The 26,256-nt window shown below is 69.7% G+C and carries 27 protein-coding genes; 21 read left to right on the top strand and 6 right to left on the bottom strand.

What is annotated here, in order from left to right:
* Positions 1–468: 468 nt before the first annotated feature.
* A complete protein-coding gene (gene parE, locus JMO03_RS09585; RefSeq protein WP_202842807.1) occupies positions 469–2,358 on the bottom strand; it encodes a DNA topoisomerase IV subunit B in 1,890 nt (629 codons plus the stop codon).
* 178 nt (positions 2,359–2,536) lie between these two features.
* Here parE and JMO03_RS09580 point away from each other — a divergent pair, with 178 nt between their 5' ends.
* The 10 genes from JMO03_RS09580 to JMO03_RS09535 all read left to right on the top strand — a co-directional run bounded on the left by JMO03_RS09580 (position 2,537) and on the right by JMO03_RS09535 (position 10,463).
* A complete protein-coding gene (locus JMO03_RS09580) occupies positions 2,537–2,947 on the top strand; it encodes a globin family protein (protein ID WP_202842805.1) in 411 nt (136 codons plus the stop codon).
* A gap of 103 nt (positions 2,948–3,050) precedes the next feature.
* Positions 3,051–4,733: a CTP synthase gene (gene pyrG, locus JMO03_RS09575; protein ID WP_202842803.1), complete on the top strand. Its 1,683-nt coding sequence runs from the start codon at positions 3,051–3,053 to the stop codon at positions 4,731–4,733.
* An 88-nt stretch (positions 4,734–4,821) separates the two neighbouring features.
* Entirely contained in the window at positions 4,822–5,655 is an 834-nt protein-coding gene (gene kdsA / locus JMO03_RS09570) for a 3-deoxy-8-phosphooctulonate synthase (RefSeq protein ID WP_202843033.1), read from the top strand.
* A 17-nt stretch (positions 5,656–5,672) separates the two neighbouring features.
* Positions 5,673–6,959 (top strand): phosphopyruvate hydratase, encoded by a 1,287-nt coding sequence (gene eno / locus JMO03_RS09565; RefSeq protein WP_202842801.1) that lies wholly within the window; start codon positions 5,673–5,675, stop codon positions 6,957–6,959.
* Between the two features lie 12 nt (positions 6,960–6,971).
* Complete coding sequence (ftsB, locus tag JMO03_RS09560) at positions 6,972–7,316, top strand: cell division protein FtsB (RefSeq protein WP_202842800.1); 345 nt, start codon at positions 6,972–6,974, stop codon at positions 7,314–7,316.
* Positions 7,313–8,038: a 2-C-methyl-D-erythritol 4-phosphate cytidylyltransferase gene (ispD, locus tag JMO03_RS09555; protein WP_202842798.1), complete on the top strand. Its 726-nt coding sequence runs from the start codon at positions 7,313–7,315 to the stop codon at positions 8,036–8,038. The genes ftsB and ispD overlap by 4 nt, the downstream gene beginning before the upstream one ends.
* Positions 8,035–8,487 (top strand): hypothetical protein, encoded by a 453-nt coding sequence (locus JMO03_RS09550; protein WP_202842796.1) that lies wholly within the window; start codon positions 8,035–8,037, stop codon positions 8,485–8,487. Before ispD ends, JMO03_RS09550 begins: the two co-directional genes overlap by 4 nt.
* The gene (ispF, locus tag JMO03_RS09545) at positions 8,484–8,969 is read left to right on the top strand and encodes a 2-C-methyl-D-erythritol 2,4-cyclodiphosphate synthase (RefSeq protein WP_202842794.1); all 486 of its coding nucleotides are present in this window, start codon (positions 8,484–8,486) and stop codon (positions 8,967–8,969) included. The genes JMO03_RS09550 and ispF overlap by 4 nt, the downstream gene beginning before the upstream one ends.
* Positions 8,970–9,080: 111 nt before the next feature.
* Positions 9,081–10,142, top strand: a complete 1,062-nt coding sequence (gene truD, locus JMO03_RS09540; protein ID WP_202842792.1) for a tRNA pseudouridine(13) synthase TruD — start codon at positions 9,081–9,083, stop codon at positions 10,140–10,142.
* Positions 10,143–10,235: 93 nt separating this feature from the next.
* Positions 10,236–10,463, top strand: a complete 228-nt coding sequence (locus JMO03_RS09535; RefSeq protein ID WP_202842790.1) for a hypothetical protein — start codon at positions 10,236–10,238, stop codon at positions 10,461–10,463.
* A gap of 3 nt (positions 10,464–10,466) precedes the next feature.
* Here the strand turns inward: JMO03_RS09535 and JMO03_RS09530 are convergent, their stop codons facing one another.
* Positions 10,467–11,012, bottom strand: a complete 546-nt coding sequence (locus JMO03_RS09530) for a Smr/MutS family protein (protein ID WP_202842787.1) — start codon at positions 11,010–11,012, stop codon at positions 10,467–10,469.
* 103 nt (positions 11,013–11,115) lie between these two features.
* On the opposite strand from JMO03_RS09530, the gene surE reads away from it, so the two are divergent.
* Genes surE through JMO03_RS09510 form a run of 4 tightly spaced genes read left to right on the top strand, consistent with a single transcriptional unit; the run spans position 11,116 to position 14,063 of the window.
* Positions 11,116–11,898 carry a 5'/3'-nucleotidase SurE gene (gene surE, locus JMO03_RS09525; protein WP_202842785.1) on the top strand — a complete coding sequence of 261 codons (783 nt, stop codon included), beginning with the start codon at positions 11,116–11,118 and terminating at the stop codon, positions 11,896–11,898.
* Positions 11,898–12,581: a protein-L-isoaspartate(D-aspartate) O-methyltransferase gene (locus tag JMO03_RS09520; RefSeq protein ID WP_202843032.1), complete on the top strand. Its 684-nt coding sequence runs from the start codon at positions 11,898–11,900 to the stop codon at positions 12,579–12,581. Before surE ends, JMO03_RS09520 begins: the two co-directional genes overlap by 1 nt.
* 4 nt (positions 12,582–12,585) lie before the next feature.
* Positions 12,586–13,242 (top strand): exopolysaccharide biosynthesis protein, encoded by a 657-nt coding sequence (locus tag JMO03_RS09515; protein ID WP_202842783.1) that lies wholly within the window; start codon positions 12,586–12,588, stop codon positions 13,240–13,242.
* Between the two features lie 41 nt (positions 13,243–13,283).
* Entirely contained in the window at positions 13,284–14,063 is a 780-nt protein-coding gene (locus JMO03_RS09510; protein ID WP_202842781.1) for a peptidoglycan DD-metalloendopeptidase family protein, read from the top strand.
* Positions 14,064–14,150: 87 nt separating this feature from the next.
* Here the strand turns inward: JMO03_RS09510 and JMO03_RS09505 are convergent, their stop codons facing one another.
* Together JMO03_RS09505 and yhbY are read right to left on the bottom strand one after the other, a co-directional pair.
* Positions 14,151–14,525 (bottom strand): Mth938-like domain-containing protein, encoded by a 375-nt coding sequence (locus tag JMO03_RS09505; RefSeq protein ID WP_202842779.1) that lies wholly within the window; start codon positions 14,523–14,525, stop codon positions 14,151–14,153.
* Positions 14,526–14,537: 12 nt separating this feature from the next.
* Entirely contained in the window at positions 14,538–14,843 is a 306-nt protein-coding gene (yhbY, locus tag JMO03_RS09500; protein WP_202842777.1) for a ribosome assembly RNA-binding protein YhbY, read from the bottom strand.
* A 133-nt stretch (positions 14,844–14,976) separates the two neighbouring features.
* Between yhbY and rlmE the strand changes: the two genes are divergently transcribed.
* From rlmE to JMO03_RS09480, 4 genes are all read left to right on the top strand, one after another.
* Positions 14,977–15,624 carry a 23S rRNA (uridine(2552)-2'-O)-methyltransferase RlmE gene (rlmE, locus tag JMO03_RS09495; RefSeq protein WP_202842775.1) on the top strand — a complete coding sequence of 216 codons (648 nt, stop codon included), beginning with the start codon at positions 14,977–14,979 and terminating at the stop codon, positions 15,622–15,624.
* A 30-nt stretch (positions 15,625–15,654) separates the two neighbouring features.
* Positions 15,655–17,568: an ATP-dependent zinc metalloprotease FtsH gene (ftsH, locus tag JMO03_RS09490; protein WP_202842773.1), complete on the top strand. Its 1,914-nt coding sequence runs from the start codon at positions 15,655–15,657 to the stop codon at positions 17,566–17,568.
* Between the two features lie 357 nt (positions 17,569–17,925).
* On the top strand, positions 17,926–18,825 hold the full coding sequence (gene folP / locus JMO03_RS09485; protein WP_202842771.1) for a dihydropteroate synthase: 900 nt from the start codon (positions 17,926–17,928) through the stop codon (positions 18,823–18,825).
* A gap of 53 nt (positions 18,826–18,878) precedes the next feature.
* Entirely contained in the window at positions 18,879–19,145 is a 267-nt protein-coding gene (locus tag JMO03_RS09480) for a DksA/TraR family C4-type zinc finger protein (protein WP_202842769.1), read from the top strand.
* A 21-nt stretch (positions 19,146–19,166) separates the two neighbouring features.
* Here JMO03_RS09480 and JMO03_RS09475 read toward each other — a convergent pair whose 3' ends face one another.
* Positions 19,167–20,132 (bottom strand): tetratricopeptide repeat protein, encoded by a 966-nt coding sequence (locus JMO03_RS09475; protein ID WP_238346045.1) that lies wholly within the window; start codon positions 20,130–20,132, stop codon positions 19,167–19,169.
* A 306-nt stretch (positions 20,133–20,438) separates the two neighbouring features.
* Positions 20,439–21,749, bottom strand: a complete 1,311-nt coding sequence (locus JMO03_RS09470; protein WP_202842765.1) for a hypothetical protein — start codon at positions 21,747–21,749, stop codon at positions 20,439–20,441.
* Between the two features lie 226 nt (positions 21,750–21,975).
* Here JMO03_RS09470 and JMO03_RS09465 point away from each other — a divergent pair, with 226 nt between their 5' ends.
* From JMO03_RS09465 to JMO03_RS09455, 3 genes are all read left to right on the top strand, one after another.
* The gene (locus tag JMO03_RS09465) at positions 21,976–22,779 is read left to right on the top strand and encodes a fused MFS/spermidine synthase (protein WP_202842764.1); all 804 of its coding nucleotides are present in this window, start codon (positions 21,976–21,978) and stop codon (positions 22,777–22,779) included.
* 74 nt (positions 22,780–22,853) lie between these two features.
* Positions 22,854–24,902, top strand: coding sequence for a S9 family peptidase (locus JMO03_RS09460; RefSeq protein WP_202842762.1), 2,049 nt, complete (start codon positions 22,854–22,856; stop codon positions 24,900–24,902).
* 40 nt (positions 24,903–24,942) lie between these two features.
* A complete protein-coding gene (locus tag JMO03_RS09455) occupies positions 24,943–26,235 on the top strand; it encodes an MFS transporter (protein ID WP_425491822.1) in 1,293 nt (430 codons plus the stop codon).
* Positions 26,236–26,256 lie beyond the last annotated feature (21 nt).

The following is a 26,256-nucleotide window of genomic DNA, read 5'->3' as shown; positions in this document are numbered from 1 at the left end:
CCCAGGGGCATCCGCACCCGCGTGTCGAGATCGTGGGCGTTTCGGTGTAGAGCGGGTGCGGCCGACTCGCGGGCATTCTGGACGGAACGGATGACTCGGCCGCCTTGGCTTCACGGAACCATCCGTCAGCCGAGCCACGCTGCGGCCGCGCGGCCTTTGCGGCGAAATCAAGGAGGAGGCCTGTGCCGGCAGGCGCAGGCCGGGGGATATNTCGCCGCAAAGGCCGCCCGGTTGCGGCGGGTCCCATCAGATCGCAGCGAAACCGGCGACGTGAGACCCAATCGGGTAGCACTGCGGAGGTAACGGTGACCGCCGTGGGGCTGGAGGCCCTGGCCACAGTCGGTCCGATGAATCGCCCGCTCAGACTTCCAGCGTCGCCAGGTCGCCCTTCTGCTCCGCGCTGCTGTGCACAATACGCAGCGATGACAATGAGGCCGTCGCCACGGCCGATGCGAATGAATCGCCTGTTCAGACTTCCAGTGTCGCCAGGTCGCCCTTCTGCTCCAACCACGCCTTCCGGTCCCCCGCGCGCTTCTTCGCCAGCAGCATGTCCATCAGCCCGCGCGTCTCCAGATCCTCGTCGACGGTCAGCTGCACCAGCCGGCGCGTATCCGGATGAATCGTCGACTCGCGCAGCTGCGAGGGGTTCATCTCGCCCAGGCCCTTGAAGCGGGTGACGTTGATCGAACCCTTCAGCTTCTCGCGCTCGATCTTCTCCAGCAACAGGCGCTTTTCCTCTTCGTCCAGCGCATAGAACACCTGCTTGCCGACGTCGACGCGGAACAGCGGCGGCATCGCCACGAAGATGTTGCCCGCGCGCACCAGCGCGGGGAAGTGGCGCAGGAACAGCGCGCACAGCAGCGTGGCGATGTGCAGGCCGTCGGAATCGGCGTCGGCCAGGATCACGACCTTGCCGTAGCGCAGGCCGGAGATGTCGTCCTTGCCCGGGTCGCAGCCGATCGCGATCGCCAGGTTGTGCACTTCCTCCGAGGCCAGCACGCTGCCGGAGGCGACTTCCCAGGTGTTCAGGATCTTGCCGCGCAGCGGCAGGATCGCCTGGAAATCCTTGTCGCGCGCCTGCTTGGCGCTGCCGCCGGCCGAGTCGCCCTCGACCAGGAACAGCTCGGTGCGCGAGAGGTCCTGCGAGATGCAGTCGGCGAGCTTGCCGGGCAGGGCAGGCCCCTGGGTGACCTTCTTGCGGACGATCTGCTTCTCGGTCTTCAGGCGCAGGCTGGCGCGCTCGATCGCGAGCTGGGCGATGCGCTCGCCGAACTCGACGTGCTGGTTGAGCCACAGCGAGAACGCGTCGTGCGCCGCACCTTCGACGAAGCCCGCGGCCTGGCGCGACGACAGCCGCTCCTTGGTCTGGCCGCTGAACTGCGGGTCGGTCATCTTCACCGACAGCACGAAGGACACACGGTCCCAGACGTCCTCGGGCGCCAGCTTGATGCCGCGCGGGAGCAGGCTGCGGAAATCGCAGAACTCGCGCAGCGCATCGGTGAAGCCGGTGCGCAGGCCGTTGACGTGGGTGCCGTGCTGCGCGGTCGGGATCAGGTTGACGTAGCTTTCCTGCACCAGGTCGCCTTCCGGCACCCAGGCGACGGCCCAGTCGACGACCTCGGTGTCCTTCTTCTGCTGGCCGACGAACAGCTCCGGCGGCAGCAGCTCGCGTCCCGCGAGCTCGCCGCGCAGGTAGTCGCGCAGGCCGTCCTCGTAGTGCCAGTTGTCGCGTTCGCCGCTCGCCTCGTCGAACAGCGTGACGGTGAGGCCCGGGCACAGCACGGCCTTGGCGCGCAGCAGGTGCCGCAGCGCGCGCACGTTGAATTTCGGCGTATCGAAGTACTTCGGATCGGCCCAGAAGCGTACGCGCGTGCCGGTGTTCTTCTTCCCGACGGCGCCCACCACTTCCAGCGGGCTGGCGCGATCGCCATTGCGGAAGCTGATGCGGTGCTCGCTGCCGTCGCGCTTGATGTGCACTTCCACCAGGGTTGACAGCGCGTTGACCACGCTCACGCCGACGCCGTGCAGGCCGCCGGAGAAGGTGTAGTTCTTGTTGCTGAACTTGCCGCCGGCATGCAGCCGGGTGAGGATCAGCTCCACGCCGGGGATCTTCTCCTCGGGGTGGATGTCGACCGGCATGCCGCGGCCGTCGTCGGACACCTCGCAGCTGCCGTCCCTGAACAGCGTCACCGCGATCTCGCGCGCATGCCCGGCCAGCGCCTCGTCCACCGCGTTGTCGACCACCTCCTGCGCGAGGTGGTTGGGGCGGGTGGTGTCGGTGTACATGCCGGGCCGGCGCTTGACGGGATCCAGGCCGGACAGGACTTCGATGTCGGCGGCGTTGTAGCGGGAATTCATCGGCAGTGGCGCTGGTGGGGTGGCGGCGGTGGCGCGCAGGATGGGCCGCGCCGGCGGGGTGGTCAAGGCTCGGCGCAGGCCGTCGCGGGAGCTGCGACGGCGCGCCCGCATTGCGCCGGATCAATGTCCGCCCGTGCGCCGTCGGGCAGGCTTCGCGGGCCAAGGGGAGAGATCCGCGATGACCGACCAGTACGAGGACCTGCAGCAGAGCTATGGCCGCTGCCTGCGTGACAAGCGCTTCATCGAACGCTTCTACGAGGTGTTCATCGCCAGTCACCCGGCGATCGCGCCATTGTTCGCCGGCACCGACATGGGTCGCCAACGGCTGGCCCTGCGCCGGGGCATCAGCGTGGCCATCTTCCATGCCGCCGGTAGCGCGCTGTCGCGGCGCTCGACGGAAGAGATGGCCGACGTGCACAGCCTGAAGGGCCGGGCGCCGGTCGACCCGGCGCTGTACCCGTACTGGATCGACAGCCTGATGACGGTGGTGGCGCAGACCGATCCGGAAGCCGATGCCGCCCTGATGGCGCGCTGGCGCCAGGCCATGACCGTGGTCTGCGACACGTTCACCCGTCGCTACGCCACCTGAGGTGCCGCGGCGTGCCCGCGGCCGCGCCGCCCCGGGCCCGGCCCGGGCGGCAACCGCGGACGCGAGCCTGTAGAATGGGGCTTTCCAGCGGGTGCCTCCCCCCATGACCTCCCCCAGTCCCGTCACTCCGCTCGTCTTCGTCACCGGCGGCGTGGTGTCCTCGCTCGGCAAGGGCATCGCGGCCGCGTCGCTGGCCGCGATCCTCGAGGCCCGCGGCCTGAGGGTGACGATGATGAAGCTGGACCCGTACATCAACGTCGATCCGGGCACCATGAGCCCGTTCCAGCACGGCGAGGTCTACGTCACCGACGACGGCGCCGAGACCGACCTCGACCTGGGTCATTACGAGCGCTTCATCAACGTCCGCCTCGGCGGCAAGAACTCCATCACCACCGGCAAGATCTACGAGTCGGTGATCCGCAAGGAGCGCCGCGGCGACTATCTGGGCGCGACCGTGCAGGTGATCCCGCACATCACCGACGAGATCAAGCGTTGCATCGATGCCGCCACCCAGGGCTTCGACGTGGCGCTGGTGGAGATCGGCGGCACCGTGGGCGACATCGAGTCGCTGCCGTTCCTGGAGGCGATCCGCCAGATCCGGACCGACCGCGGCGCCGACAAGGCGGTGTTCATGCACCTGACCCTGGTGCCGTACATCGCCGCCGCTGGCGAGCTCAAGACCAAGCCCACCCAGCACTCGGTGAAGGAGCTGCGCTCGATCGGCATCCAGCCCGACGTGCTGCTGTGCCGCAGCGAGCAGCCGCTGCCCGACGGCGAGCGGCGCAAGATCGCCTCGTTCACCAACGTGCCGGAGAAGGCGGTGATCTCGGCCGTGGACCTGGACAACATCCACAAGATCCCGATGTGGTTGCATGCGCAGGGCCTGGACGAAATCGTGGTCGACCGCCTGCGCCTGGGCGACAAGGCTGCGCCGGTGGCCGACCTGTCCGAATGGCTGGCGGTGGTGGACGCGGCCGAGCACCCGATCGACGAGGTCACCATCGCCGTGGTCGGCAAGTATGTCGACCACAAGGATGCGTACAAGTCGGTCGGCGAGGCGCTCAAGCACGGCGGCATCCGCCAGCGCACCCGCGTGAACCTGAAGTGGATCGAATCGCAGGACATCGAACGCGACGGGGCCGAGAAGGCGCTGGGCCGGGTCGACGGGATCCTGGTGCCGGGCGGCTTCGGCGACCGCGGCTTCGAGGGCAAGGTGCTGGTGGCGCAGCATGCGCGCGAACAAGGCATTCCCTACTTCGGCATCTGCTACGGCATGCAGGCGGCGGTGGTCGACGTCGCCCGCCACCTCGCCGGCCTGGAAGGCGCCAACAGCACCGAGAACGACCGCCAGACCCCGCATCCGGTGATCGGCCTGATCACCGAGTGGCGCACCCAGACGGGCGAGATCGAGAAGCGCGACGAGAAATCCGACCTTGGCGGCACCATGCGCCTGGGCCTGCAGGAACAGCGGCTCAAGCCCGGGACGAAGGCGCGCGAGCTGTACGGCAAGGATGTGGTCGGCGAGCGCCACCGCCACCGCTACGAGTTCAACAACCGCTATCGCACCCAGCTCGAGGACGCGGGCCTGGTGATCTCGGCCAAGTCGATGGACGACCTGCTGGTGGAGATGATCGAACTGCCGGGCCATCCCTGGTTCATCGCCTGCCAGGCGCATCCCGAGTTCCTGTCCACGCCGCGCGGCGGCCATCCGCTGTTCATCGGCTTCATCCGCGCCGCGCGCGAACAGAAGGCCGGCGGCAAGCTGCTCAAGGAGGCTTCCGCATGACGTGCCCCTGTAGGAGCGCCCCGTGGGCGCGACACGATTTTTCCGCCAGGCGGTCGCGGCCATGGGCCGCTCCTACATGGAGCAAGGCATGAAGCTGTGCGGATTCGAGGTCGGCCTCGAGCAGCCGTTCTTCCTGATCGCCGGCCCCTGCGTGGTCGAGAGCGAGCAACTGCAGCTCGACGTCGCCGGCAAGCTCAAGGAGATCACCGGCCGGCTCGGCATCGACTTCATCTTCAAGTCCAGCTTCGACAAGGCCAACCGCACCTCGGGCAGCAGCTTCCGCGGTCCCGGCATGGAAGAAGGCCTGCGCGTGCTGGGAGAGGTGAGGCGGCAGATCGGCGTGCCGGTGCTGACCGACGTGCACGAGTACACGCCGATGGATGAGGTCGCCTCGGTCGTCGACGTGCTGCAGACCCCGGCCTTCCTCGTGCGCCAGACCGATTTCATCCGCAAGGTCTGCAGCGCCGGCAAGCCGGTGAACATCAAGAAGGGCCAGTTCCTGGCGCCCTGGGACATGAAGCCGGTGGTGGAGAAGGCGAAGTCGACCGGCAACGACCAGATCATGGTCTGCGAACGCGGCGCCAGCTTCGGCTACAACAACCTCGTCTCTGACATGCGCTCGCTGAGCGTGATGCGCGACACCGGCTGCCCGGTGGTGTTCGACGCCACCCATTCGGTGCAGCTCCCGGGCGGGCAGGGCAGCTCCAGCGGTGGCCAGCGCGAGTTCGTCCCGGTGCTGGCGCGCGCGGCGGTGGCCGTAGGCGTGTCCGGCGTGTTCATGGAGACGCATCCCGACCCTGCCAAGGCGCTCAGCGACGGCCCCAACGCCTGGCCGCTCGATCGCATGGAAGCGTTGCTGGCGACCCTGCTCGAGCTCGACCGCGTGACCAAGCGGCACGGCTTTCTCGAATCCACCCTCTGACGGAACCCGACGACACGATGAGCACGATTGCCAGGATCCACGCCCGCGAAATCCTCGACTCCCGCGGTAACCCCACTCTCGAAGCCGAAGTGACGCTGGCCGATGGATCGTTCGGCCGCGCGGCGGTGCCGTCCGGCGCCTCCACCGGCGCCAAGGAAGCGGTCGAACTGCGCGACGGCGACAAGACCCGCTACCTCGGCAAGGGCGTGCTCAAGGCCGTGGGCAACGTCAACGGCACGATCGCCGAGGCGCTGGCCGGCTTCGACGCCGACGACCAGGCCGGGCTGGACAAGCGCCTGATCGACCTCGACGGCACCGAGAACAAGGGCCGCCTGGGCGCCAACGCGCTGCTGGCGGTGTCGCTGGCCAACGCGCATGCAGTCGCGGCCTCGCGCAAGCTGCCGCTGTGGAAGCACCTGGCCGGCGATCGCGCGCCAGTGCTGCCGGTGCCGATGATGAACATCATCAACGGCGGCGCCCACGCCGACAACAACGTCGACTTCCAGGAGTTCATGGTGCTGCCGGTGGGGGCGGCCTCGTTCTCCGAGGCGCTGCGCTGCGGCACCGAGATCTTCCATGCGCTCAAGTCGGTGCTCAAGGGCCACGGCCTGAGCACGGCGGTCGGCGACGAGGGCGGATTCGCCCCGGATTTCCGCAGCAATGTCGAAGCGCTCGACACCATCCTCGAGGCGATCGGCAGGGCCGGCTACAGCGCCGGCGAGGACGTGCAGCTGGGCCTGGACGTGGCTTCCAGCGAATTCTTCGAAAGCGGCAAGTACAACCTCGTCGGCGAGAACAAGCGCCTGACCGGCGAGCAGTTCGTCGACTTCCTGGCCGACTGGGCCGCCCAGTATCCCATCGTCACCATCGAGGACGGCATGGCGGAGGACGACTGGGACGGCTGGAAGGCCCTGACCGAGCGCGTCGGCAAGACCGTGCAACTGGTGGGCGACGACCTGTTCGTCACCAATCCCAGGATCTTCCGCCAGGGCATCGATTCGGGCACCGCCAACGCGATCCTGATCAAGGTCAACCAGATCGGTACGCTCAGCGAGACGCTGGAGGCGATCGCCATGGCGGACCAGGCCGGCTACGCGGCGATCGTCTCGCACCGCTCCGGCGAAACCGAGGACACCACCATCTCCGACATCGCGGTGGCCACCACCGCGACCCAGATCAAGACCGGCTCGCTGTGCCGCAGCGATCGCGTCGCCAAGTACAACCAGTTGCTGCGCATCGAGGAACAGCTCGGCGCGGGCGCGAAGTACGCCGGTCGCGACGCGTTCGTCTCGCTGAAGCGTTGACGGATCGCCGCGATGCGCTGGTTGCGGTGGATGCTGCTGGCGCTGGTCGTGCTGCTGGGATGGCTGCAGTACCGGCTCTGGCTGGGCGACGGGGGCACCCGTGCGGTCGAGGAACTCGACGCGCGGGTCGGCCAGCAGCGTCGCCAGAACGAAGGACTGGAGCAGCGCAACGCGGCGCTTGCGGCGGAAGTCGCCGACCTGAAGTCCGGCGAGGCGGCGATCGAGGAACGCGCGCGTAACGAACTGGGCATGATCAAGCCGGGTGAGATCTTCTACCGCGTCGTCGACGACGACCGCGTACCTGCGCCACCGCGGACCGTGCCGGATCAGGGCGCGGCGGCGGGGGACGAGCCATGAGCCCGGAGCAGGTCCGCGGCGGGGTCTGGGCGATCGTGCCGGCCGCCGGTCGCGGCGCCCGCTTCGGCGGCGCGCTGCCGAAGCAGTACGTCGAGGTCGAGGGCCGTCCGCTGATCGCCTATTCGCTCGCGGCGCTGCTCGCGCACCCGGGGGTTCGCGGCGCGGTCGTAGTCCTGGCCGACGACGACCGGCACTGGCCGGACTGGCGCGAGATCTCGGGCAAGCCGCTGCTGCGCTGTGCCGGCGGCCAATCGCGGGCGGACTCGGTGCTGGCGGGCCTGCTGGCATTGCCTGACGAGGTGCGCGCCGACGATTTCGTGCTGGTGCACGACGCCGCGCGGCCGAACCTGCGCCACGGCGACCTGACCGCGCTGCTCGAGCGCGGCCGCAACGACCCCGTGGGCGCGATCCTGGCCGCGCCGGTGCGCGACACGCTCAAGCGCGCGGGGGACGACGGCGGCATCGACCGGACCGAGCCGCGCGAACGGCTGTGGCGTGCGCTGACGCCGCAGTTGTTCCGTCGACTGCAACTGGCGCGGGCGCTGGAGGCCGCGTCCGAGGCAGGCCTCGCGGTCACCGACGAGGCGATGGCGATGGAACGCCAGGGGATGCGCCCGCTGCTGGTCGAGGGCGCCGAGGACAACTTCAAGGTCACCACCGCCAGCGATCTGGCGCGATTCGAATTCGTGCTGTCGCGGCGTCAACCAGGGGAAATCGAATGAGGCGTTTTCGCGTGAAGATGTTGGCCGCGGTGTCGGTCCTGCTGCCGTGGGGCGCGGTGGCCGCGCAGGAGGGGCCGGCGGAGCTGGAGGCCTGCGTCGTCGCGTCCGCGGATGCGGACGACAAGCGCACGCTCGTGCAGTGGATGTTCTCGGCGATCGCGCTGCATCCGGACCTCGAAGGCATGGCGCAGGTCAGCCAGGTCCAGCGTGACGCGGCCAACAAGGCCATGGGCGCGCTGATGGAGCGGCTGTTGACGGTCGATTGCGCCACGCAGGCGAAGCAGGCGTTCCGCGAGGGATCGGGAGACGTCGCCTTCCAGCGCGCGTTCGGCCGCGTGGGCGAGATGGCCGGGGAGGGCCTGTTCGTGGATCCGCGCGTCTCCGCCGAAGCCGCCGCACTGATCCGCCATGTCGACATGAACCGCATGGTCGAACTGTTCCTGCCGTGAGCGTACGCATCGGGCAGGGATACGACGTCCACGCCTTCGGCGAGGGCGACCACGTCATGCTGGGCGGCGTCCGCGTGCCGCACGAGCGTGGCGTGCTCGCACACAGCGACGGCGACGTGGTCCTGCACGCGTTGTGCGACGCGATGCTGGGCGCGCTGGCACTGGGCGACATCGGGGTGCATTTCCCGCCGTCGGACCCGCGCTGGAAGGGCGCCGACAGCCGCACGTTCCTGCGCCACTGCGACGGCCTGCTGCGCGCGCGCGGCTGGCGCGTGGGCAATGCCGATGTCACCGTCGTCTGCGAGCGGCCGAAGATCGGACCGCACGCGCCGGCGATGCGTGCACTGATCGCCGCGGACCTCGGCATCGGCGTGGACGGGATCAGCGTCAAGGCCACGACCAGCGAGCGGTTGGGTTTCACCGGCCGGGGCGAAGGGATCGCGGCGCTGGCGGCATGCCTGCTGGTGCCCGATGGGACCTGATGCTCCGGGCCTGACGCCGCGCTGGCGCAAGGCCCTTCGGCGCTTGCCGGCGGGAACGCCCGTGGTCGACCCGGGCTGCGGGATCGTGCGCCTGCGGGGCGCGGCCTGCCCGTGAATCCGCCGCGTGCGCATGGCGTGCCGGTCCTGCAGGCGCGCTTCCGGCAGGCGCCGGAGGATTTCGTCGTCGAGGAAATCGACGCGTTCGAGGCCGACGGTGCGGGCGAGCATCTGCTGCTGACGATCGAGAAGCGCGGGCTCAACAGCGCGTTCGTCGCCCGCCGCATCGCGCAATGGGCGGGGGTGGCGGAGTCTGCGATCGGTCACGCCGGACTCAAGGACCGGCATGCACTGACGCGACAGCGCTTCTCGGTGCAACTGCCTGGGCGCGCGGATCCACCGATCGAGGCGCTGGCGTTCGAGGACGCGGCGAACGGCGAGGCGCTGCGCGTGCTGCATGCGGTCCGGCACGGGCGCAAGCTGCCACGCGGCGCGCTGGCGGGAAACCGCTTCATCCTGACCCTGCGTGAAGTGCAGGGCGAACGCGAGCCGATCGAGGCACGCCTCCAGGCGGTCGCCGCGCGCGGCTTGCCCAACTACTTCGGCGAGCAGCGGTTCGGACGCGACGGGGGCAACCTGGCGCGTGCGCTGGCCATGTTCGCGGGCCGCCGCGTGCGCCGCGAGGAACGCTCGCTGCTGCTGTCGGCCGCGCGTTCGGAACTGTTCAACCGGGTGCTCGCGCGCCGCGTGCACGACGGCACCTGGGATGCCGGCCTCGAGGGCGAGGTCTGGATGCTCGCCGGCAGCCGCAGCGTGTTCGGTCCCGAGCCGTTCGGCGCGTCCCTGGCGGCGCGGCTCGCGGCCTTCGATATTCACCCCACTGCGCCCCTGTGGGGCGAGGGCGAGTTGCGCACGCAGGGTGCGGCGCGCGAACTCGAGGAATCGGCGCTCGGCGATGAGCCGGCGATGCGCCTGCGCGCGGGGCTGGAGGCGGCGGGGTTGCGCCAGGAGCGGCGAGCGACGCGGCTTCGCCCTGGCGAACCGACCTGGGAATGGCCGGACGAAGCGACGCTGCGGCTAGGATTCTCGCTGCCGCCGGGCGCCTACGCGACCAGCGTGCTGGCGGAACTGGGCGCGGTGCACGTCGGCCCCATCGTCGACCACTCGTCGGAATGATGCCCCCGGCACTGGTGTCCGGCCCCGGTGGGCGTATATCTGCGGTGACGCCGGTTGCATCGTGCGCTGGCGCCGGAACGGGAGGATTCCGCCATGAGCAGACCGCTTCGTCTCTTCTCCTTCTTCATCGTCGCGACGCTGTTGACCGCGTGCGCAGGCACGCACCGCGTGGTGTCCGCCGCGCCACCGCCGCCGCCCGCGCCGGGCGCGATCGTCATCGACAGCGAATACGTGGCGATCGTGCAGTCGATGGCGTTGCGCAGGGGCGTCGACGTCCACTGGGTCAACCCGCCGGTCAAGCGGGTCGCCGCGAAGCAGTAGGTCTCACGCTCCGCGCGGCCTGAGCAGCACCAGCACCGCGCCGGTACCGCCCTGCGCCGCCGGGGCGGAATGGAACGCCAGCACGTCGGCGCGCTGGCGCAGTTGGCGATCGACCAGGTTCTTCAGCACCGGCACGCCGTCCGAGCCCAAGCCCTTGCCGTGGATCACGCGCACGCAATGCGTGCCGGCTTCGCGCGCATCGAGCAGGAAGCGCCGCAGCAGCGTCGCGGCGGCAGCCGCGGTGGCGTGGTGCAGGTCCAGTTCGTCCTGCGCCGCGTACTGGCCCTGGGCGAGACGCTTGAGCACGCGCGCAGGCACGTCGTCGCGGCGGTAGCGCAGTGTGTCGCCCGACTCCACCGGCTCGCTGCCGAGCAGGCGCAGGAACTCGTCCTTCGCCTCGGCCTCGTCCAGGTCGGCCATGCGCGTGCCCGGTCGCGGCTTCGGACGCGCCGGCGGTGCGGCGGCTGGCGGCAGTTCGCGCACGCGGCCGATCGCGCTGCGGAACAGCGCCGCGTCGTCGTCATCGGGTGGCGTGCGGCCCTTCGTCATGAATCGGCAGTATGCCGCGATGTGGGGCCCGGGTCCGGATCGCGGCGTGCGCATCCGGTATCATGGCGCGACGACTCCGCGGCAAGGGTAGATCCAGAGGTTCATGCGCGTACTGGTCAGCAACGATGACGGCGTCGATGCCCCCGGCATCCGCATCCTGGCGCAGGGGCTGCGCGATGCCGGTCACGAAGTCCTGATCGTCGCCCCCGACCGCGACCGCTCCGGCGCCAGCAACTCGCTGACCCTGGACATGCCGCTGCGCGTGCAGCAGCTCGAGCAGTCGGTCTGGCGCGTCTACGGCACGCCCACCGACTGCGTCCACGTCGCCATCACGGGCATGTTCGAACAGGAGCCGGACCTCGTCGTCTCGGGCATCAACAACACCGCCAACCTCGGCGACGACGTGATCTACTCGGGCACGGTCGCCGCGGCGATGGAAGGGCGCTTCCTCGGCCTGCCGGCGATCGCCATGTCGCTGGCCACGGTCAACCACGACGGCCGCCACTACGAGACCGCGGCGCGCGCGGCAGTGGAGATCGTCGAGCGGCTCAAGGGCGATCCGCTGCCGGCCGACACCATCCTCAACGTCAACGTGCCCGACCGCGCCTGGGGCGAGATCGCCGGTTTCGAGGTCACGCGCCTGGGCAATCGCCACCGCGCCGAGCCCTGTACGAAGCAGGAGGATCCGCGTGGCCGCACCTGGTGGTGGATCGGTGCGGCGGGACCGGAGATGGATGCCGGCCCCGGCACCGATTTCCATGCGGTGCGCTATGGCCACATCTCGATCACGCCGATCCATGTCGACCTCACCCGCTACCAGGCGCTGGAGCAGGTGGCGAGCTGGGTCGGCAGCCTCGCGGCGGAGCTGAAGGAGCCGCAGGGATGATGACGCCGCGACTGCGCCTGCAGCCCGAGGCGATCGGCCTCGGGATGACCTCGCAGCGCGTGCGCGACCGCCTGATCGAGCGCCTGCGCGCCAATGGCATCGCCGACGAGCGCGTGCTCAACGCGATCCGCACCGTGCCGCGCCACCTGTTCGTCGACGAGGCGCTGGCCACCCGCGCCTACGAGGACACCGCGCTGCCGATCGGCCATGGCCAGACCATCTCGCAACCGTGGGTGGTCGCGCGCATGACCGAGGCCCTGTTCGCCGACGGTTACGAGCCGAAGCGGGTGCTGGAAGTGGGTACCGGCTCGGGCTACCAGGCGACCGTCCTGGCCGCGCTGGGGCTGGAAGTGCATACCGTGGAACGGATCGGCGACCTGCTGCGCGTCGCGCGCAAGCGCTTCCGCTCGCTCGGCCTCAACGTGCGCAGCAAGCACGACGATGGCCGCGTCGGCTGGCCCGAGAACGGCCCCTACGACGGCATCCTGGTGACCGCTGGCGCGCCGGCGCTGGTCGAGGCGCTCACCGGACAGCTGGCGCCCGGCGGCGTACTGGTCGCGCCGGTAGGCGCCGCCAGCGCGCAGCAACTGCTCATGCTGCGCAGGGAAGCCGATGGCTCGATCTCCCGCCGCGACCTGGGCCCCGTGGTGTTCGTGCCGCTGCTCTCCGGCACGGTGGGCTGATTCGATGACGAATTCCGATGCGAAAGCCGCCCCCGGCGGCGACAACGACAGCCTCGGCGCGCAGATCGCCGGCATGATCGAACGGCTGCCGCCCGACCACGTCACCCTGGGCGAACTGCTCGACCTGTTCGGCGACGAGGGCCTGTTGCTGCTGTGCATCCTGCTGACCCTGGTGTTCCTGATCCCGGTGTCGATTCCCGGCGTCAGCACGGTGTTCGGCGCCGCGATCCTGCTGGTGGGCGTCAGCCGGCTGCTGGGTCGCCAGCTATGGCTGCCCGCGCGCGTGCGCGACCGCCGGCTGCCGTCCGACCGCCTTCGGCCCGGGCTGGCAGGCGGACTGCGATGGGTGCAGCGGCTCGAGAAGCTGAGCAGGCCGCACCGCCTGGGTGCGCTGGTCGACGGACGCCTGCAGGACATGGTCAACAACCTGGCCTTCATCCTTGCGGCGCTGCTGCTGATGGCGCCGTTTGGATTCGTTCCGTTCAGCAACACCCTGCCCGGATTCGCGCTGCTGGCGTATGCGATCGGGTTCATCCAGCGCGACGGCGGCGCCGTGCTGCTCGGCCACCTCGCCAACATCGGCACGATGGTGTACTTCAGCGTGCTGATCGGCGGCGGCGGGCTGGTGGCGCAGGAACTGTTCAAGCGGTTCGCGGCATGATCGGCGTCGGCGCGAAGACAGGGGCTGCGGTGGAGTCGGGAATGGCACGCATCAACGCACGGCGATGGCTTCCGCGACTGCGTGCGCCCGCGGCAGCGCTGCTGGCCCTGTGCGTGCTCGGCGCCTGCAGCAGCAAGGTGGTGCGCACGCCCGGCACGGAATCCACGCCGCGGGTCTCGACTCCGAAGCCGGGCGCGAGCATCGTGGTCAGGCGCGGCGACACGCTGTACCGGCTGGCCGTCAACAACGGCATCAGCCCGATGGACCTGGCGCTGTGGAACGGCATTTCTCCGCCCTACACCATCTACCCGGGGCAACGCTTGCGGCTGTATCCCGGAGCCGGGAGCGCGTCGCGTTCAGCTGGCGCGGCTGCCGCCGCGGCACAGCGACCGCCAGTGCGTCCGACGCAGACCCCGCCGCAACCGTCCGCGCCGCCGCCCGCGAGCAGCCGTCTGGGCTGGCGCTGGCCGACCGATGGCCAGATCCTCAACCGCTTCGCCGCCGGCGATCCCACGCGGCAGGGGATCGACATCGTCGGCAGGAGCGGCCAGGCGGTGCGCGCCGCCGCCGATGGCGTGGTGGTGTATTCGGGCTCCGGCCTGGTCGGCTACGGCGAGCTCGTGATCGTCAAGCACGACGAGCAGTGGCTGTCAGCCTATGGTCACAACCGCACGCGCCTGGTGAACGAAGGCGCGCGGGTAGCCGCGGGCCAGCAGATCGCGGAAATGGGCAGTACCGGCGCGGCGCGCGAGATGCTGCATTTCGAGATACGCTACAACGGCAAGCCGGTCGACCCGCTCCAGCACCTGCCGCGCCGCTGAGGCGTCTCGACGGCGGATCCGGCGGATCCCCGGCCCGGCGCGGCGCGCCGGGTGTCGCCCGATGTGCGATCCGCAAGCCCGGAAGGATCACCCCGTGAGGATGAACCCGGCCACCACCCGGCGCCCTTCGCCGGCCAGCACGTTGTAGGTGCGCGCGGCCGCGGCGTTGGTCATGGCTTCCAGCCCGACCCCGCGCGAGAGGCAGGCGGCCAGCGTGTCCTGCGGCGGGAACGCCTGGACCGCGCCGCAGCCGAGCACGATCAGCTCCGGCTGCAGGGCGAGCATCGGTTCGAGGTCGGCCACGCGCAGGGCGAGCGGGTGGTCGACCGGCCAGTCTTCCAGCAGGCGATCGGGGGCGACGATGAAGCTGGCAGCCAGCCGCCGGTCGTTGACCAGCGCGCTGCGTCCGTCCGCGCCACGCAGGAAGAACTCGAAATCGGGTTGTTCGTGGACCAGTTGCATCCGGCTCGGAGGCTAGGCCCGGGGAAGCACGATCTGGCGCTTGTCCTTCGACGGCCGGTACAGCACCGCGACGTGGCCGATCCGCTGTACCAGCGCGGCGCCGCTGCGTTGCGCGATCTGGCCGATCAGCTGGTCGCGCGCGTCGCGGTCGGCTGCGGCGACCTTGATCTTGATCAGCTCGTGGTGCTCCAGCGCGCCGTCGATCTCGGCGACCACCGCGTCGGTCACGCCCTTGCCGCCCACCTGCAGCATCGCCTTGAGGTCATGTGCCTGGCCGCGCAGGAAGCGGTTCTGGGCGGCGGTCAGGTCGATCGACATCGGGTGCTGGACGGTGGAGGATTGGGCGCAGGGTATCATGCCGCCCGCAACCTCTTTTCCGGAGGCGCCGTGCCTCCGCATCCGCACCGGCCGCCTCCACCCGGCCCTCCCCCTGGGGGAGGGGGATGAACGCATGGCCACCCGCAGCAAGAGCAGCCAGCGCTGGCTGAAGGAACACTTCTCCGATCCCTTCGTGAAGAAGGCCCAGGCCGAGGGCCTGCGTTCGCGCGCGGCCTTCAAGCTGGAGGAGCTGGTCGAGCGCGACCGGCTGCTCAGGCCGGGCATGGTCGTGGTCGACCTCGGTGCGGCCCCGGGCGGATGGTCGCAGTGGATCCGCCAGGAGCTGGACCGGCTGGATCCGGCGCGGCCCGGGCGGGTGCTTGCCCTGGACATCCTGGAGATGCCGCCGCTGGCCGGGGTCGAGTTCCTTCATGGCGATTTCAGGGAAGATGCGGTCTTATCCGGGCTTGAGACGATGCTGGCGGGCCAGGCCGTGGACCTTGTGTTGTCGGACATGGCCCCCAACAAGAGTGGTGTGGAAGCGGTCGACCAGCCGCGAGCGATGTACCTGTCCGAACTGGCGATGGAGTTCGCCGACCGCCACCTGAAGCCCGGCGGCACCTTCCTGATCAAGCTGTTCCAAGGCACGGGTTTCGACGATTTCGTGCGCGAGCTTCGCAGGCGTTACGCGAAGGTCGCGATCCGCAAGCCCGCCGCCTCGCGCAGGCGTTCGCCTGAAGTCTATGCGCTGGCCCAGGGCAAGCTGGCGGCAATCAAGTAGCATGACCCCATTGGAGTCCCGGAAATCCCGATGAATGACCTGGTGAAGAACCTCCTGCTGTGGGCGATGGTCGCCGTGGTGCTGATGCTGGTGTTCAACAGCTTCAACCCGGGCACCGGCGCGACCAGCGAAGTGCGCTACTCGCAGTTCATGGAGCAGGTGCGTCGCGACCAGATCAAGTCGGTGAAGATCGCCGAGGACGAGAAGACGGTCGAATTCGTCACCAAGAGCGGCGAGAACGGCACGGTGATCGCGCCGCGCCGCGACGAAGGCATGATGGATGACCTGATCAACCACAAGGTCGAGATCCAGGCCGCGCCGCCCTCGAGCGGACCGTCGCTCATGTACATCCTGATCAACCTGCTGCCGGTGGCGCTGATCATCGGCTTCTGGTTCTTCATGATGCGGCAGATGCAGCAGGGCGGCGGCAAGGGCGCGATGTCGTTCGGCAAGTCGCGCGCCAAGCTGCTCAACGAGGACCAGACCAAGGTCACCTTCGCCGACGTCGCCGGTTGCGACGAGGCCAAGGAGGAAGTGTCCGAACTGGTCGAGTTCCTGCGCGATCCTTCCAGGTTCCAGAAGCTGGGCGGCAAGATCCCGCGCGGCGTGCTGATGGTCGGCCCGCCCGGTACCGGCAAGACGCTGCTGGCCAAGGCCATCGCCGGCGAGGCCAAGGTGCCGTTCTTCTCGATCTCCGGCTCGGATTTCGTCGAGATGTTCGTCGGCGTCGGCGCCAGCCGCGTGCGCGACATGTTCGAGCAGGCCAAGAAGCATTCGCCCTGCATCATCTTCATCGACGAGATCGACGCGGTCGGCCGCCATCGCGGCGCCGGCCTGGGCGGCGGCCACGACGAGCGCGAGCAGACCCTGAACCAGTTGCTGGTCGAGATGGACGGGTTCGAGGGCGGCGAAGGCGTGATCGTGATCGCCGCGACCAACCGACCCGACGTGCTCGACCCCGCGCTGCTGCGCCCGGGCCGTTTCGACCGCCAGGTCGTGGTCGGCCTGCCGGACGTGAAGGGACGCGAGCAGATCCTGCGCGTGCACATGCGCAAGGTGCCGCTGGCCGACAACGTCGAGCCGCTGGTGATCGCGCGCGGCACGCCCGGCTTCTCCGGCGCCGACCTGGCCAACCTCGTGAACGAGGCGGCGCTGTTCGCCGCGCGCGAGAACGGCAAGGACGTGCGCATGGACCACTTCGACAAGGCGCGCGACAAGATCCTGATGGGCGCGGAGCGCCGCTCGATGGCGATGAGCGAGGAAGAGAAGACGCTCACCGCCTACCACGAGGCCGGGCACGCCATCGTCGGCCGCCTGGTCCCCGAGCACGACCCGGTCTACAAGGTCACCATCATTCCGCGCGGCCGCGCGCTGGGCGTGACCATGTACCTGCCCGAGGGCGACAAGTACAGCTACAACCGCACCACCATCGAATCGCAGCTGTGCTCGCTGTACGGCGGCCGCGTGGCCGAGGAACTGGTGTTCGGGGCCGACAAGGTCACCACCGGTGCGTCCAACGACATCGAGCGCGCAACCAAGATGGCGCGCAACATGGTCACCAAGTGGGGCCTGTCGGACGAGATGGGACCGATCGCCTACAGCGAGGACGAGGACGAGGTGTTCCTCGGCCGATCGGTGACCCAGCACAAGAGCGTGTCCGACGATACCGCGCGCAGGATCGACGAAGTCGTGCGCGGCATCCTCGACAAGGCCTACGAGCGCACCACGGGCATCCTGTCGGAGAACCTCGACAAGCTGCACGCGATGGCGAAGCTGCTGCTCGAATACGAGACCATCGACGTGCCGCAGATCGACGCGATCATGGAAGGCCGCGACCCGCCGCCGCCGATGGGTTGGATCGAGTCCGGCAAGGGTGGAGGCAAGGGCGGCGACGGCGATTCGCGCCCGCTGCCTCCGATCGGCGGGCCGGCCGAGCAGACCTGACGTCGGCGCGCCCGGCCGGCTGCGGCCGGGCGTCCGCCGATGGATGCACGAAAGCGCCGGGGAGCCGGCGTTTTCGCATTGCGCCGGCGGCAAACGGTCGGCGCACGGCGTGTGGATCGGGGTGCGCGGATCCCGGCTCCGCGCACAGGAGGCGACCGAACTGACGCGGCTGGCAGGCTGAAGCGGACGGAGCCTGCCCACTGCCTGAACGTCGCGCATCTTCTACACTGCTATCCCGAGTGCAGTGAGGATCCGTTCGACGCGGCACAGGCAAGATCCCTCGCTGCGCTCGGGATGACAACCCGATCGGCTGCCGCAATCCCCAATCCCCGTCCAATCTCCAGTCCCGAATCCCGAATGTTCGACACCGCCCCCCAGCTCGACTGCGCCGGCCGCATCCTCCGCCTCGACCGCACCCGGGTCATGGGCGTCGTCAACGTCACCCCCGATTCGTTCTCCGATGGCGGCGCACACGCGACCATCGACGCAGCGGTGGCATATGGCCTGAAACTGGTGGAGGAGGGGGCGGACCTGCTCGACGTCGGCGGCGAGTCCACGCGTCCGGGCGCTGGCGAGGTGTCGGTCGCGGAGGAACTCCAGCGGGTCTTGCCGGTGATCGAACGGCTGTCGCGCGAAACCGCGCTGCCGATCAGCATCGATACGTCGAAGCCGGACGTGATGCGCGCGGCGGTCGAGGCGGGCGCCGGGATGATCAACGATGTCTATGCGCTGCGCCGCGGGGGCGCGCTCGACATGGCGGCATCGCTCGCGGTGCCGGTGGTGCTGGTGCACATGCTCGGCGAGCCGCGTTCGATGCAGGACGCGCCGGAATACGACGACGTGGTCGGGGAGGTGCACCGCTTCCTCACCGAGCGCGTGTTCACCTTGGAGATGGCGGGGATCTCGAAGAAGCGCATCGTGGTCGACCCCGGTTTCGGTTTCGGCAAGAGCACCGGGCACAACCTGCAGTTGCTCGCGCAACTCGAGCGCTTCACCGAGCTCGGCGTTCCGGTCATGGCCGGGCTGTCGCGCAAGCGCACGATCGGCGAACTGACCGGCCGCGAAGATCCGCAGGCGCGGGTGCACGGCTCGGTGGCCGCGCACCTGCTGGCGGCGCAGCGCGGCGCCCGGATCGTGCGGGTGCACGACGTCGCCGCGACCGTGGACGCGTTGAAGGTATGGCAGGCGGTCGCAACCGTCGTCATGCCGCGCAAGGACGCACAGGCACCGGCGGTCAGCTGGTCCGACGGGATCTGAACGTCGGTTGCGGTAGACAGTCGCTACACGGGCAGATTGACGGGAGACCCACCATGGCAACCGGCTGGGCAGGCGATGGCGCGGTGCAGGATCAGATCGATGCGACCGTGAAGGACGGCATCAAGCGTGCGCGCAGCCAGCTGCCGAAAGGGCCGGGCCGCTCGCACTGCGAGGAATGCGATGCTCCCATCCCGGAAGCGCGTCGCCAGGCGATGCCCGGGGTGCGCCTGTGCATCGCCTGCCAGGAAGCCGAGGAACAGGACGAACAGTCGCACGCCGGCTACAACCGTCGCGGCAGCAAGGACAGCCAGCTGCGCTGAGCCTGCGGCTTCGAACCGTCCCTACAGGCCCTTGCGTCGCAGCCGGTCCAGCTTGGCCTGGTAGCGTTCGCTGGTGCCTTCGGTGGCGAGGGACTGCGCGCGACGCAGGGCGTCCCCGGCCTTGCGGAACTCGCCCAGGTGCAGGTAGGCGCGCGCGAGCCCGTAATGGAACCGGTGCTCGCCGTCGTACAGCCCGATCGCGCGCCGGTAATGTTGCGCCGCGGCGGCATAGTCGCCCTGCTTCTCATCGTCGAGCGCGAGCATGAAGTAGTGGAACGGGTTGCGCTGGCGCGCTTTCTCGATCCGCCTGCGATATTCGTGTTCGCGTTGCCGGTCGCCACGCGTTGCGTACAGCGACGCGAGGTTCAGCATCGCGCCGTCGTGCGCCCCGTCCAGCTCGAGGGCCTTCAGGAAGTGCTGCTCGGCCAGCTCCGGACTGCCCTCGCGTAGCGCAAGCACGCCGGCGTTGTTCCAGGCGGAGGCGTAGCCCCTGTCCGCGCGCAGCGCGGAGGCCATGTACGCCGCTGCCTCCGCGAGCCTGCCCTTGCCCAGCAGCGATGCGGCCCGGTTGCTGTGGAGGATCGCCAGCAGGCGATCGTCCCGGACCTGTTTCGGCGGCTCGCCGGTCAGCACATTGTCGCTGGCGACGTCCACCGAATAGCGTTGCTGGTGGATGCGGATGCCGGCATTGACGTGGTTGCTGAAGTAGAGGGTGTCGCCCTCGCTGTACCAGGACAGGGTCCGGTTGATCTCCTGGCCGTAGGCGTCGAGTCCGGCCGCACGCGCCAGCGCGATGGTCATCAGGGTGAAGCTCAGGCAGTTGCCTTCGCGCGTCTGCCAGGCTTCGGCGACCGTGAAATCGGCGTCGTGCCGGTAACGCATCCCGAGCCCGTCGGGGTGGAACATGAACCGCACGAGGCGCGACAGGCGCTGTTGCCGGGATGCGCCGCCCTGCGCGATCACCTGCTCGTGCAGGGCCTGTCGCAAGGCGGGCGGAATCGCGAAGACCTCCTCCGCGGACGGCGGAAGCGGGTCCGTGGCCGGCGGTAATGCGGCAGGCTGCGGAGCGATCGCTGGCGCGACAGCGAGGGCCGCACCAAGAAGCCATGCGAACATCTCGAGTCCCTCCCGTCACCGACTGCCGGCCTCAGTCTACGCCTGCCGCGCGCGCGTGTTTGCTGCGCTGCGGGTTCAGGTTCGCGTCGCGCCTGGGAGCCGTGGCCCGCTGTCGGGAAGGAAGAGATGGGGTGCGCGCGGCGGCGGTCGTCGCGCCGCACCCGGCTTGCGCTGCGATCAGTTCAGCAACTGCAGCCCTAGGATGACCCCCAGTACCGCCGCGAGCACGCCGTAGTCGCCGCGCTCGTCGCGATGGCCGTAGCGATAGCGGCCGTGGTAGCCGTCCTCGTAGCCGCGCTGGAATCCCTGGCGGAAGTAGTGCGCGTACTGGTCCTGTGCGATGTAGCGGCCGTTGTAGCCGTAGCTCGCATCCAGGTAGCCATAGCTGCCGCGGTCGTCGTAGCGCCAGCCGTCCTCGCGGTCGGCGCGGCCTGCACGCAAGCCTTCGCGGTAGCCGTTCTGGACGGCCTGCCGCATCAGGTCCGCGCCGTAGCGGTTGGTCTGGTGCCAGCGGCCACCGTAGGAATAGCGGTAGCTGGCCGGGGTCGAGTAATACGGATCGCGCCAGTAGTCGTACGAACTCGCGCGCCAACGCCGCTGCTGTTCGTACAGCCTGGCGTGATACTGCTGCTGGTAACGGTGCTGCGCCGTGCGGCGCTGTTGCTGCAGCAGGCGCGCGCGTGCGGCATTGCGCTGTTCGGCAAGACGATGCTGGCGTTCGCGATCGCGCAGGAACTGCTCGGCGCGCTGGCGATCGGCCTGGATCCGGGCTTCCTGCCGGGCGCGGTCGAGGCGCTGGGTGGCGTCGTGGCCGTCGGGTCGCTGCAAGCGCTGCGCCGGGCCTGCGGTATCGCGCCTGCCGAGCTGCGCGCGCTCGCGCTGCTGGCGCTCGCGCAGTGCGCGGGCCTGGGTGCCGTCGCGTCGCGCCTGCTCGCGCTCCGACTGGATCCGTCTCGCATCGCCCCCGGTATCGCGCCGCCCGTGGTCGGCCTGCATCTCCTGCACGCGCTCTTCGTTGCGCCGCTGCTGGTCGCGCTGCGTCGCCTGCGCCTGTTGCCGGCGTGCCGCGTCTTCGCGCTGACGCGAGACCTCGCGCTGGCGTTCGGCCGCCTCGATGCGCGCCGCCGTCTGCCGCTGCCCCTGCGGTTCGCGGCGTTGGGTGGCGTCGATGCGGGGACGGTCGCCCGGCACGCGCTCCCGGGCCTGCGGCTGCGCGGATACCCTGCGCTGCGACTGCGGTCGATCATCGCGTTCCATCGCACGCGGACGTTCGCGCTGCGCCTGCGGCCCCTGCCCGCGGGCGCGGTCGACATTGTCGGCTCGCGAGGGGGCGTCGGCGCGGCGAGACTCGTGGCTGCGAGGCTGGCGCGGATCGTCGCCGTCGCGCCGCGCGTCCTGTGCCACCGCGGCGGGCAGGGCCGCGGCCAGCGCGAGGCCGACCGCCAGTGCGGCGGCGAAGATGGGACGGGAAGGATGGGAGTGCGTCATGGGGCGGCCCCTGCCGACACCTCGGTCGGCGCAGTACCAGTGTTGACCATCGCGATGAACGCATTCTGAGGATCATCGGGCCGGTTCATGGGCGGGACGGCGTAACCGCTTCCAGTTGAATCGCGGACCCCTTCCGGCGCGGAGCCATGTCAACGCGCGACACCCGGGGGCGTGTCGCGTGCGCATCGGGTAGTCTGCCCTGCGTCGCGGACGAGCGGACGGGAGCATGGTGGAGGAAGGTGAGGGGCGATCGGGCGAAAGCGCCGACGCACGGGACCCGGCACCTGCGGACGGATCGGGCGACGGTGCCGCTCGCAAGCCGGTGGTCCGGCGCGGGTGGTTCTACACCGACCTCCAGTTCGGCGACGGCGTGTCGCAGAGCCGGATGCGTACGTTCCGACCCGGGCACCTGCAGGTCGACTACACGCGCACGATGATGGCCAGCCTGTTGTGGCGACCGCAGCCCGCGGCGATCGGCATGGTCGGGCTCGGCGGCGGCTCGCAGGTCAAGTTCTGCCATCGGCGGCTGCCGGACGCGCGGCTGGAAGTGGCCGAGAACAACCCGCACGTGCTCGCCTTGCGTCGTACCTTCCGGGTGCCGCGCGACGACGAGCGGTTGCAGGTGCTGCTCGCAGACGGCGCGAAGTTCGTGCGCGAGCGGCGGGGCCGTTTCGACATCCTGCTGGTGGACGGCTACGACGAGAGCGGCATTCCCGCGGCGTTGTCCAGCCAGCGCTTCTACGACGACTGCCGCGACGCGCTCGTGCCGGGCGGCGTCATGGCCGGGAACCTGTACGCGACCGATTTCGCCGCTCACGTCGAGAAGCTCAAGCGCAGTTTCGGCGGGAACAGGGTGTGGGTGCTGGAGGAAAAGCGCCAGAGCAACCGCGTCGCGTTCGCGTGGAAGGACGAGCCGTTCCCGGACGGACAGCTCGACCTGCCGGCGATCGTGGCGAAGCTGCCGCATCGCGTGGCACGCGAACTGGCGGAGGTGTTCGCCCGCGTCGCAAGGGCGTGGCGCGAGCGTTGAAGCCTGCGCCCGCGCTTGCCATTGCGGCCGGGCCAAGCGAAAGTTTCCGGACCATGCCTGGAGGGGATTTCCCGATGCACCATCCGATCGTGCGGGCCGTCGGCCTGTGGCTGTTGTTTGCGCTGGCAACGCCGGTTCTCGCTGCCGACGGCGGTCTCACACTGGAACAGATCGCCAAGCTGCGGGCGGTGAGCCAGGTCAGCATCGGTCCGGACGGGCGGCACGTGGCCTACGTGCTGTCGGTACCACGCCAGATCGGGGAAGGGGACGACGGCCCGGCGTGGGCCGAACTGCACGTCGCATCGCGCGAGGGCGCCAGCCGCGGCTTCGTCACCGGCAAGGTCAATGTCTCGGGGGTGGACTGGCTGCCCGACGGACGCTCGCTGGCGTACCTGGCCAAGCGCCAGGGCGACGACACGCGCAGGCTGTACCGCATCCCGGTGGACGGCGGCGAATCGGTCGCGGTCGCGACGCTCAAGTCCGACATCACCGCCTTCAGCCTGTCGCCCGATGGCCGGCGCGCCGCGCTGCTGGCCAGCGAGCCCGAGAGCGACGAGCTCAAGGCACTGAAGAAGAAGGGCTTCACCCAGAAGGTCCATGAGGAAGACTGGCGTCCCGTGCAACTGTGGATCGCGGACGTGGGCGCGGATGCGCCGGCCCCACACCTGGTCGAGCTCGAGGGCAGCGTGCAGTCGGTGCAGTGGAGCCCCGCCGGCGACAGGCTGGCGCTGCTGGTCGCGCGTCGGCAACTGACCGACGACACCCTGGTGTTCACCCGTGTGCGCATCGTCTCGCCCGAGGGCAGGGAACTGGGCCGCGTGGACAATCCCGGCAAGGTCGGTGGCCTCTCGTGGAGCCCGGACGGGGCGCACCTGGCCTTCGTCTCCGCGCAGGACGAGCACGACGCACAGCAGGGCCGACTGTTCGTGGTCGGCCGCGATGGCGGCGCCTGGCGCGACCTGCTGCCGGGCCTGGAAGGCCATGTGGTCGATGTCGCATGGCGCGATGCCGGCTCACTGCAGTTCATCAGCCACGAGGGCGTGCATGCGCGGCTGGGCGAGGTGGGCGTCGACGGCGGCAATGCGCGCACGCTGCTGTCGGCGCAGGGCCCGGTGTGGAACGCGTTCGACCGTTCCAGCGGCGGCGACCTGGCGCTGGTGGGCAGTACGCCCGCGCACCCGAGCGAAGCGTTCCTGCTGGCGGCGGGCACGACCGCGCCGAGCCGGCTGACCGACAGCAACCCCTGGCTGGCGGACGTGCGCCTGGCGCGCCAGGAAGTGATCCGCTACCCGGCGCGCGACGGCCTCGAGATCGAGGGCCTGCTGGTGCACCCGCTGGAACGCCGCGGCAACGCGCGCGTGCCGCTGATCACGGTGGTGCATGGCGGGCCGGAGTCGCACTACGTCAACGGCTGGCTCAGCGCCTATTCGCAGCCGGTGCAACATGCCGCGGCGAAGGGCTACGCGGTGTTCCTGCCGAACTACCGCAGCAGCACCGGGCGCGGCGTCGAGTTCTCGAAGAAGGGGTTCGGGCGCCCTGGGATGGAGGAGTTCGACGACGTGGTCGATGGCGTCGATCACCTGGTCGCCAGCGGCCTGGTCGACCGCGACAGAGTGGGCATCACCGGCGGGTCCTATGGCGGCTATGCCAGCGCCTGGGGCGCGACGTACTACAGCGAGCGCTTCGCGGCCTCGGTGATGTTCGTCGGCATCTCCGACCAGGCGAGCCTGGTGACCACTGGCGACATCCCCTGGGAACAGCACCTGGTGCACATGGGCACCTGGCCCTGGGAGGATCCGGAGCTGTTCCGCAAGACCAGCCCGATCACCTACGCGCAACAGTCGAAGACGCCGACGCTGATCCTGCACGGCGAGGCCGATCCGCGCGTGCCGGTGATGCAGTCGTACATGTTCTACCGCCATCTCAAGCTCGCCGGGCAGGCGCCGGTGCGGCTGGTGCTGTATCCGGGCGAAGGCCACGGAAATGCGCGTGCGGCCTCGCGCTACGACTACTCGCTGCGGCTGATGCGGTGGATGGACCACTACCTGAAGGGACCGGGTGGAGAGCCGCCGCCTTACGCGGTCGAGTACGCATTGCCGGTCGCCGCGGAAGGGAAGAAGTGACGACGGGCCTCGGCGGCGGCGGGGGCCGTAGCCGATGAGCGTGGCTGCCGCGGCGGACGCCGCACGCCCCGCGACGGGCGCGGACAAACGTCGGGTCCTGTTCGCCAGCCTGATCGGCACCACGATCGAGTTCTTCGATTTCTACATCTACGCCACCGCGGCGGTGCTGGTGTTCCCGCACCTGTTCTTCCCGCCCGGCGATCCGGCATCCGCCACGCTGCAATCGTTCGCCACCTTCGCCCTGGCCTTCATCGCCAGGCCGTTCGGTTCGGCGCTGTTCGGCCATTTCGGCGACCGCGTCGGACGCAAGGCGACCCTGGTCGCGGCGCTGCTGACGATGGGCATCTCCACCGTGGTGATCGGCCTGCTGCCGACCTACGCTCAGGTCGGCGTCGCCGCGCCGTTGCTGCTGGCGCTGTGCCGGCTCGGACAGGGCGTAGGCCTGGGCGGCGAGTGGGGCGGGGCGGTGCTGCTGGCGACCGAGAACGCGCCGCCGGGAAAGCGCGCGTGGTACGGCATGTTCCCGCAGCTCGGCGCGCCGATCGGGTTCCTGCTGTCCACCGGCGTGTTCCTGGCGCTGACCCATTTCATGAGCGACGAGGCGTTCCTCGCCTGGGGCTGGCGGATCCCATTCCTCGCCAGCGCGGTGCTGGTGCTGGTGGGTCTGTGGGTGCGGCTGCGGATCACCGAAACGCCCGACTTCCAGAAAGCGCTGGAGCAGGGCGAGCGCGTGCGCCTGCCGATGGCGAGCGTGCTGCGCGAACACCCCGGGCGCCTGCTCGCCGGCATGCTGTCGCTGGTGGCGACGTTCGTGCTGTTCTACCTGATGACCGTGTTCGCGTTGAGCTGGGGCACGTCGAAGCTCGGTTATTCGCGCGAGCATTTCCTGCTGCTGCAGATGCTGGGCGTGCTGTTCTTCGCCTTCACCATCCCGCTGGCGGCGCTGTATGCCGACCGGTTCGGCCGGCGCAACGCGATGCTCGCCGCGACGGTGCTGATCATCGCGTTCGGATTCGCGTTCGCGCCGCTGCTCGAATCCGGCAGCGACTGGGGCGTGCTGGCATTCCTCGGGCTGGGCCTGGGCGCGATGGGCCTGACCTACGGCCCCTGTGGGACGATCCTGGCGGAGATGTTCCCGACCGCGGTGCGCTACACCGGCGCGTCGCTGGCCTTCAACCTCGCCGGGATCCTCGGGGCATCTCCGGCGCCCTACATCGCCACGCGGCTCGGGGAGCGCTTCGGCCTGCAGTCGGTGGGCTGGTACCTGGCGGCGATGGGGGGACTGACGCTGCTGGCGCTGCTAACGGTGCGGCGGGATTCGCCGGGCAGTTAGTTGCATCGCGAATGGTGTGCC

The organism is Luteimonas saliphila (genome assembly GCF_016774335.1).
GTDB classification, from domain to species: Bacteria; Pseudomonadota; Gammaproteobacteria; order Xanthomonadales; family Xanthomonadaceae; genus Luteimonas; species Luteimonas saliphila.
The sequence above is the reverse complement of the archived record's forward strand: the minus strand, read 5'-3'. Positions and strand labels throughout refer to the sequence as shown.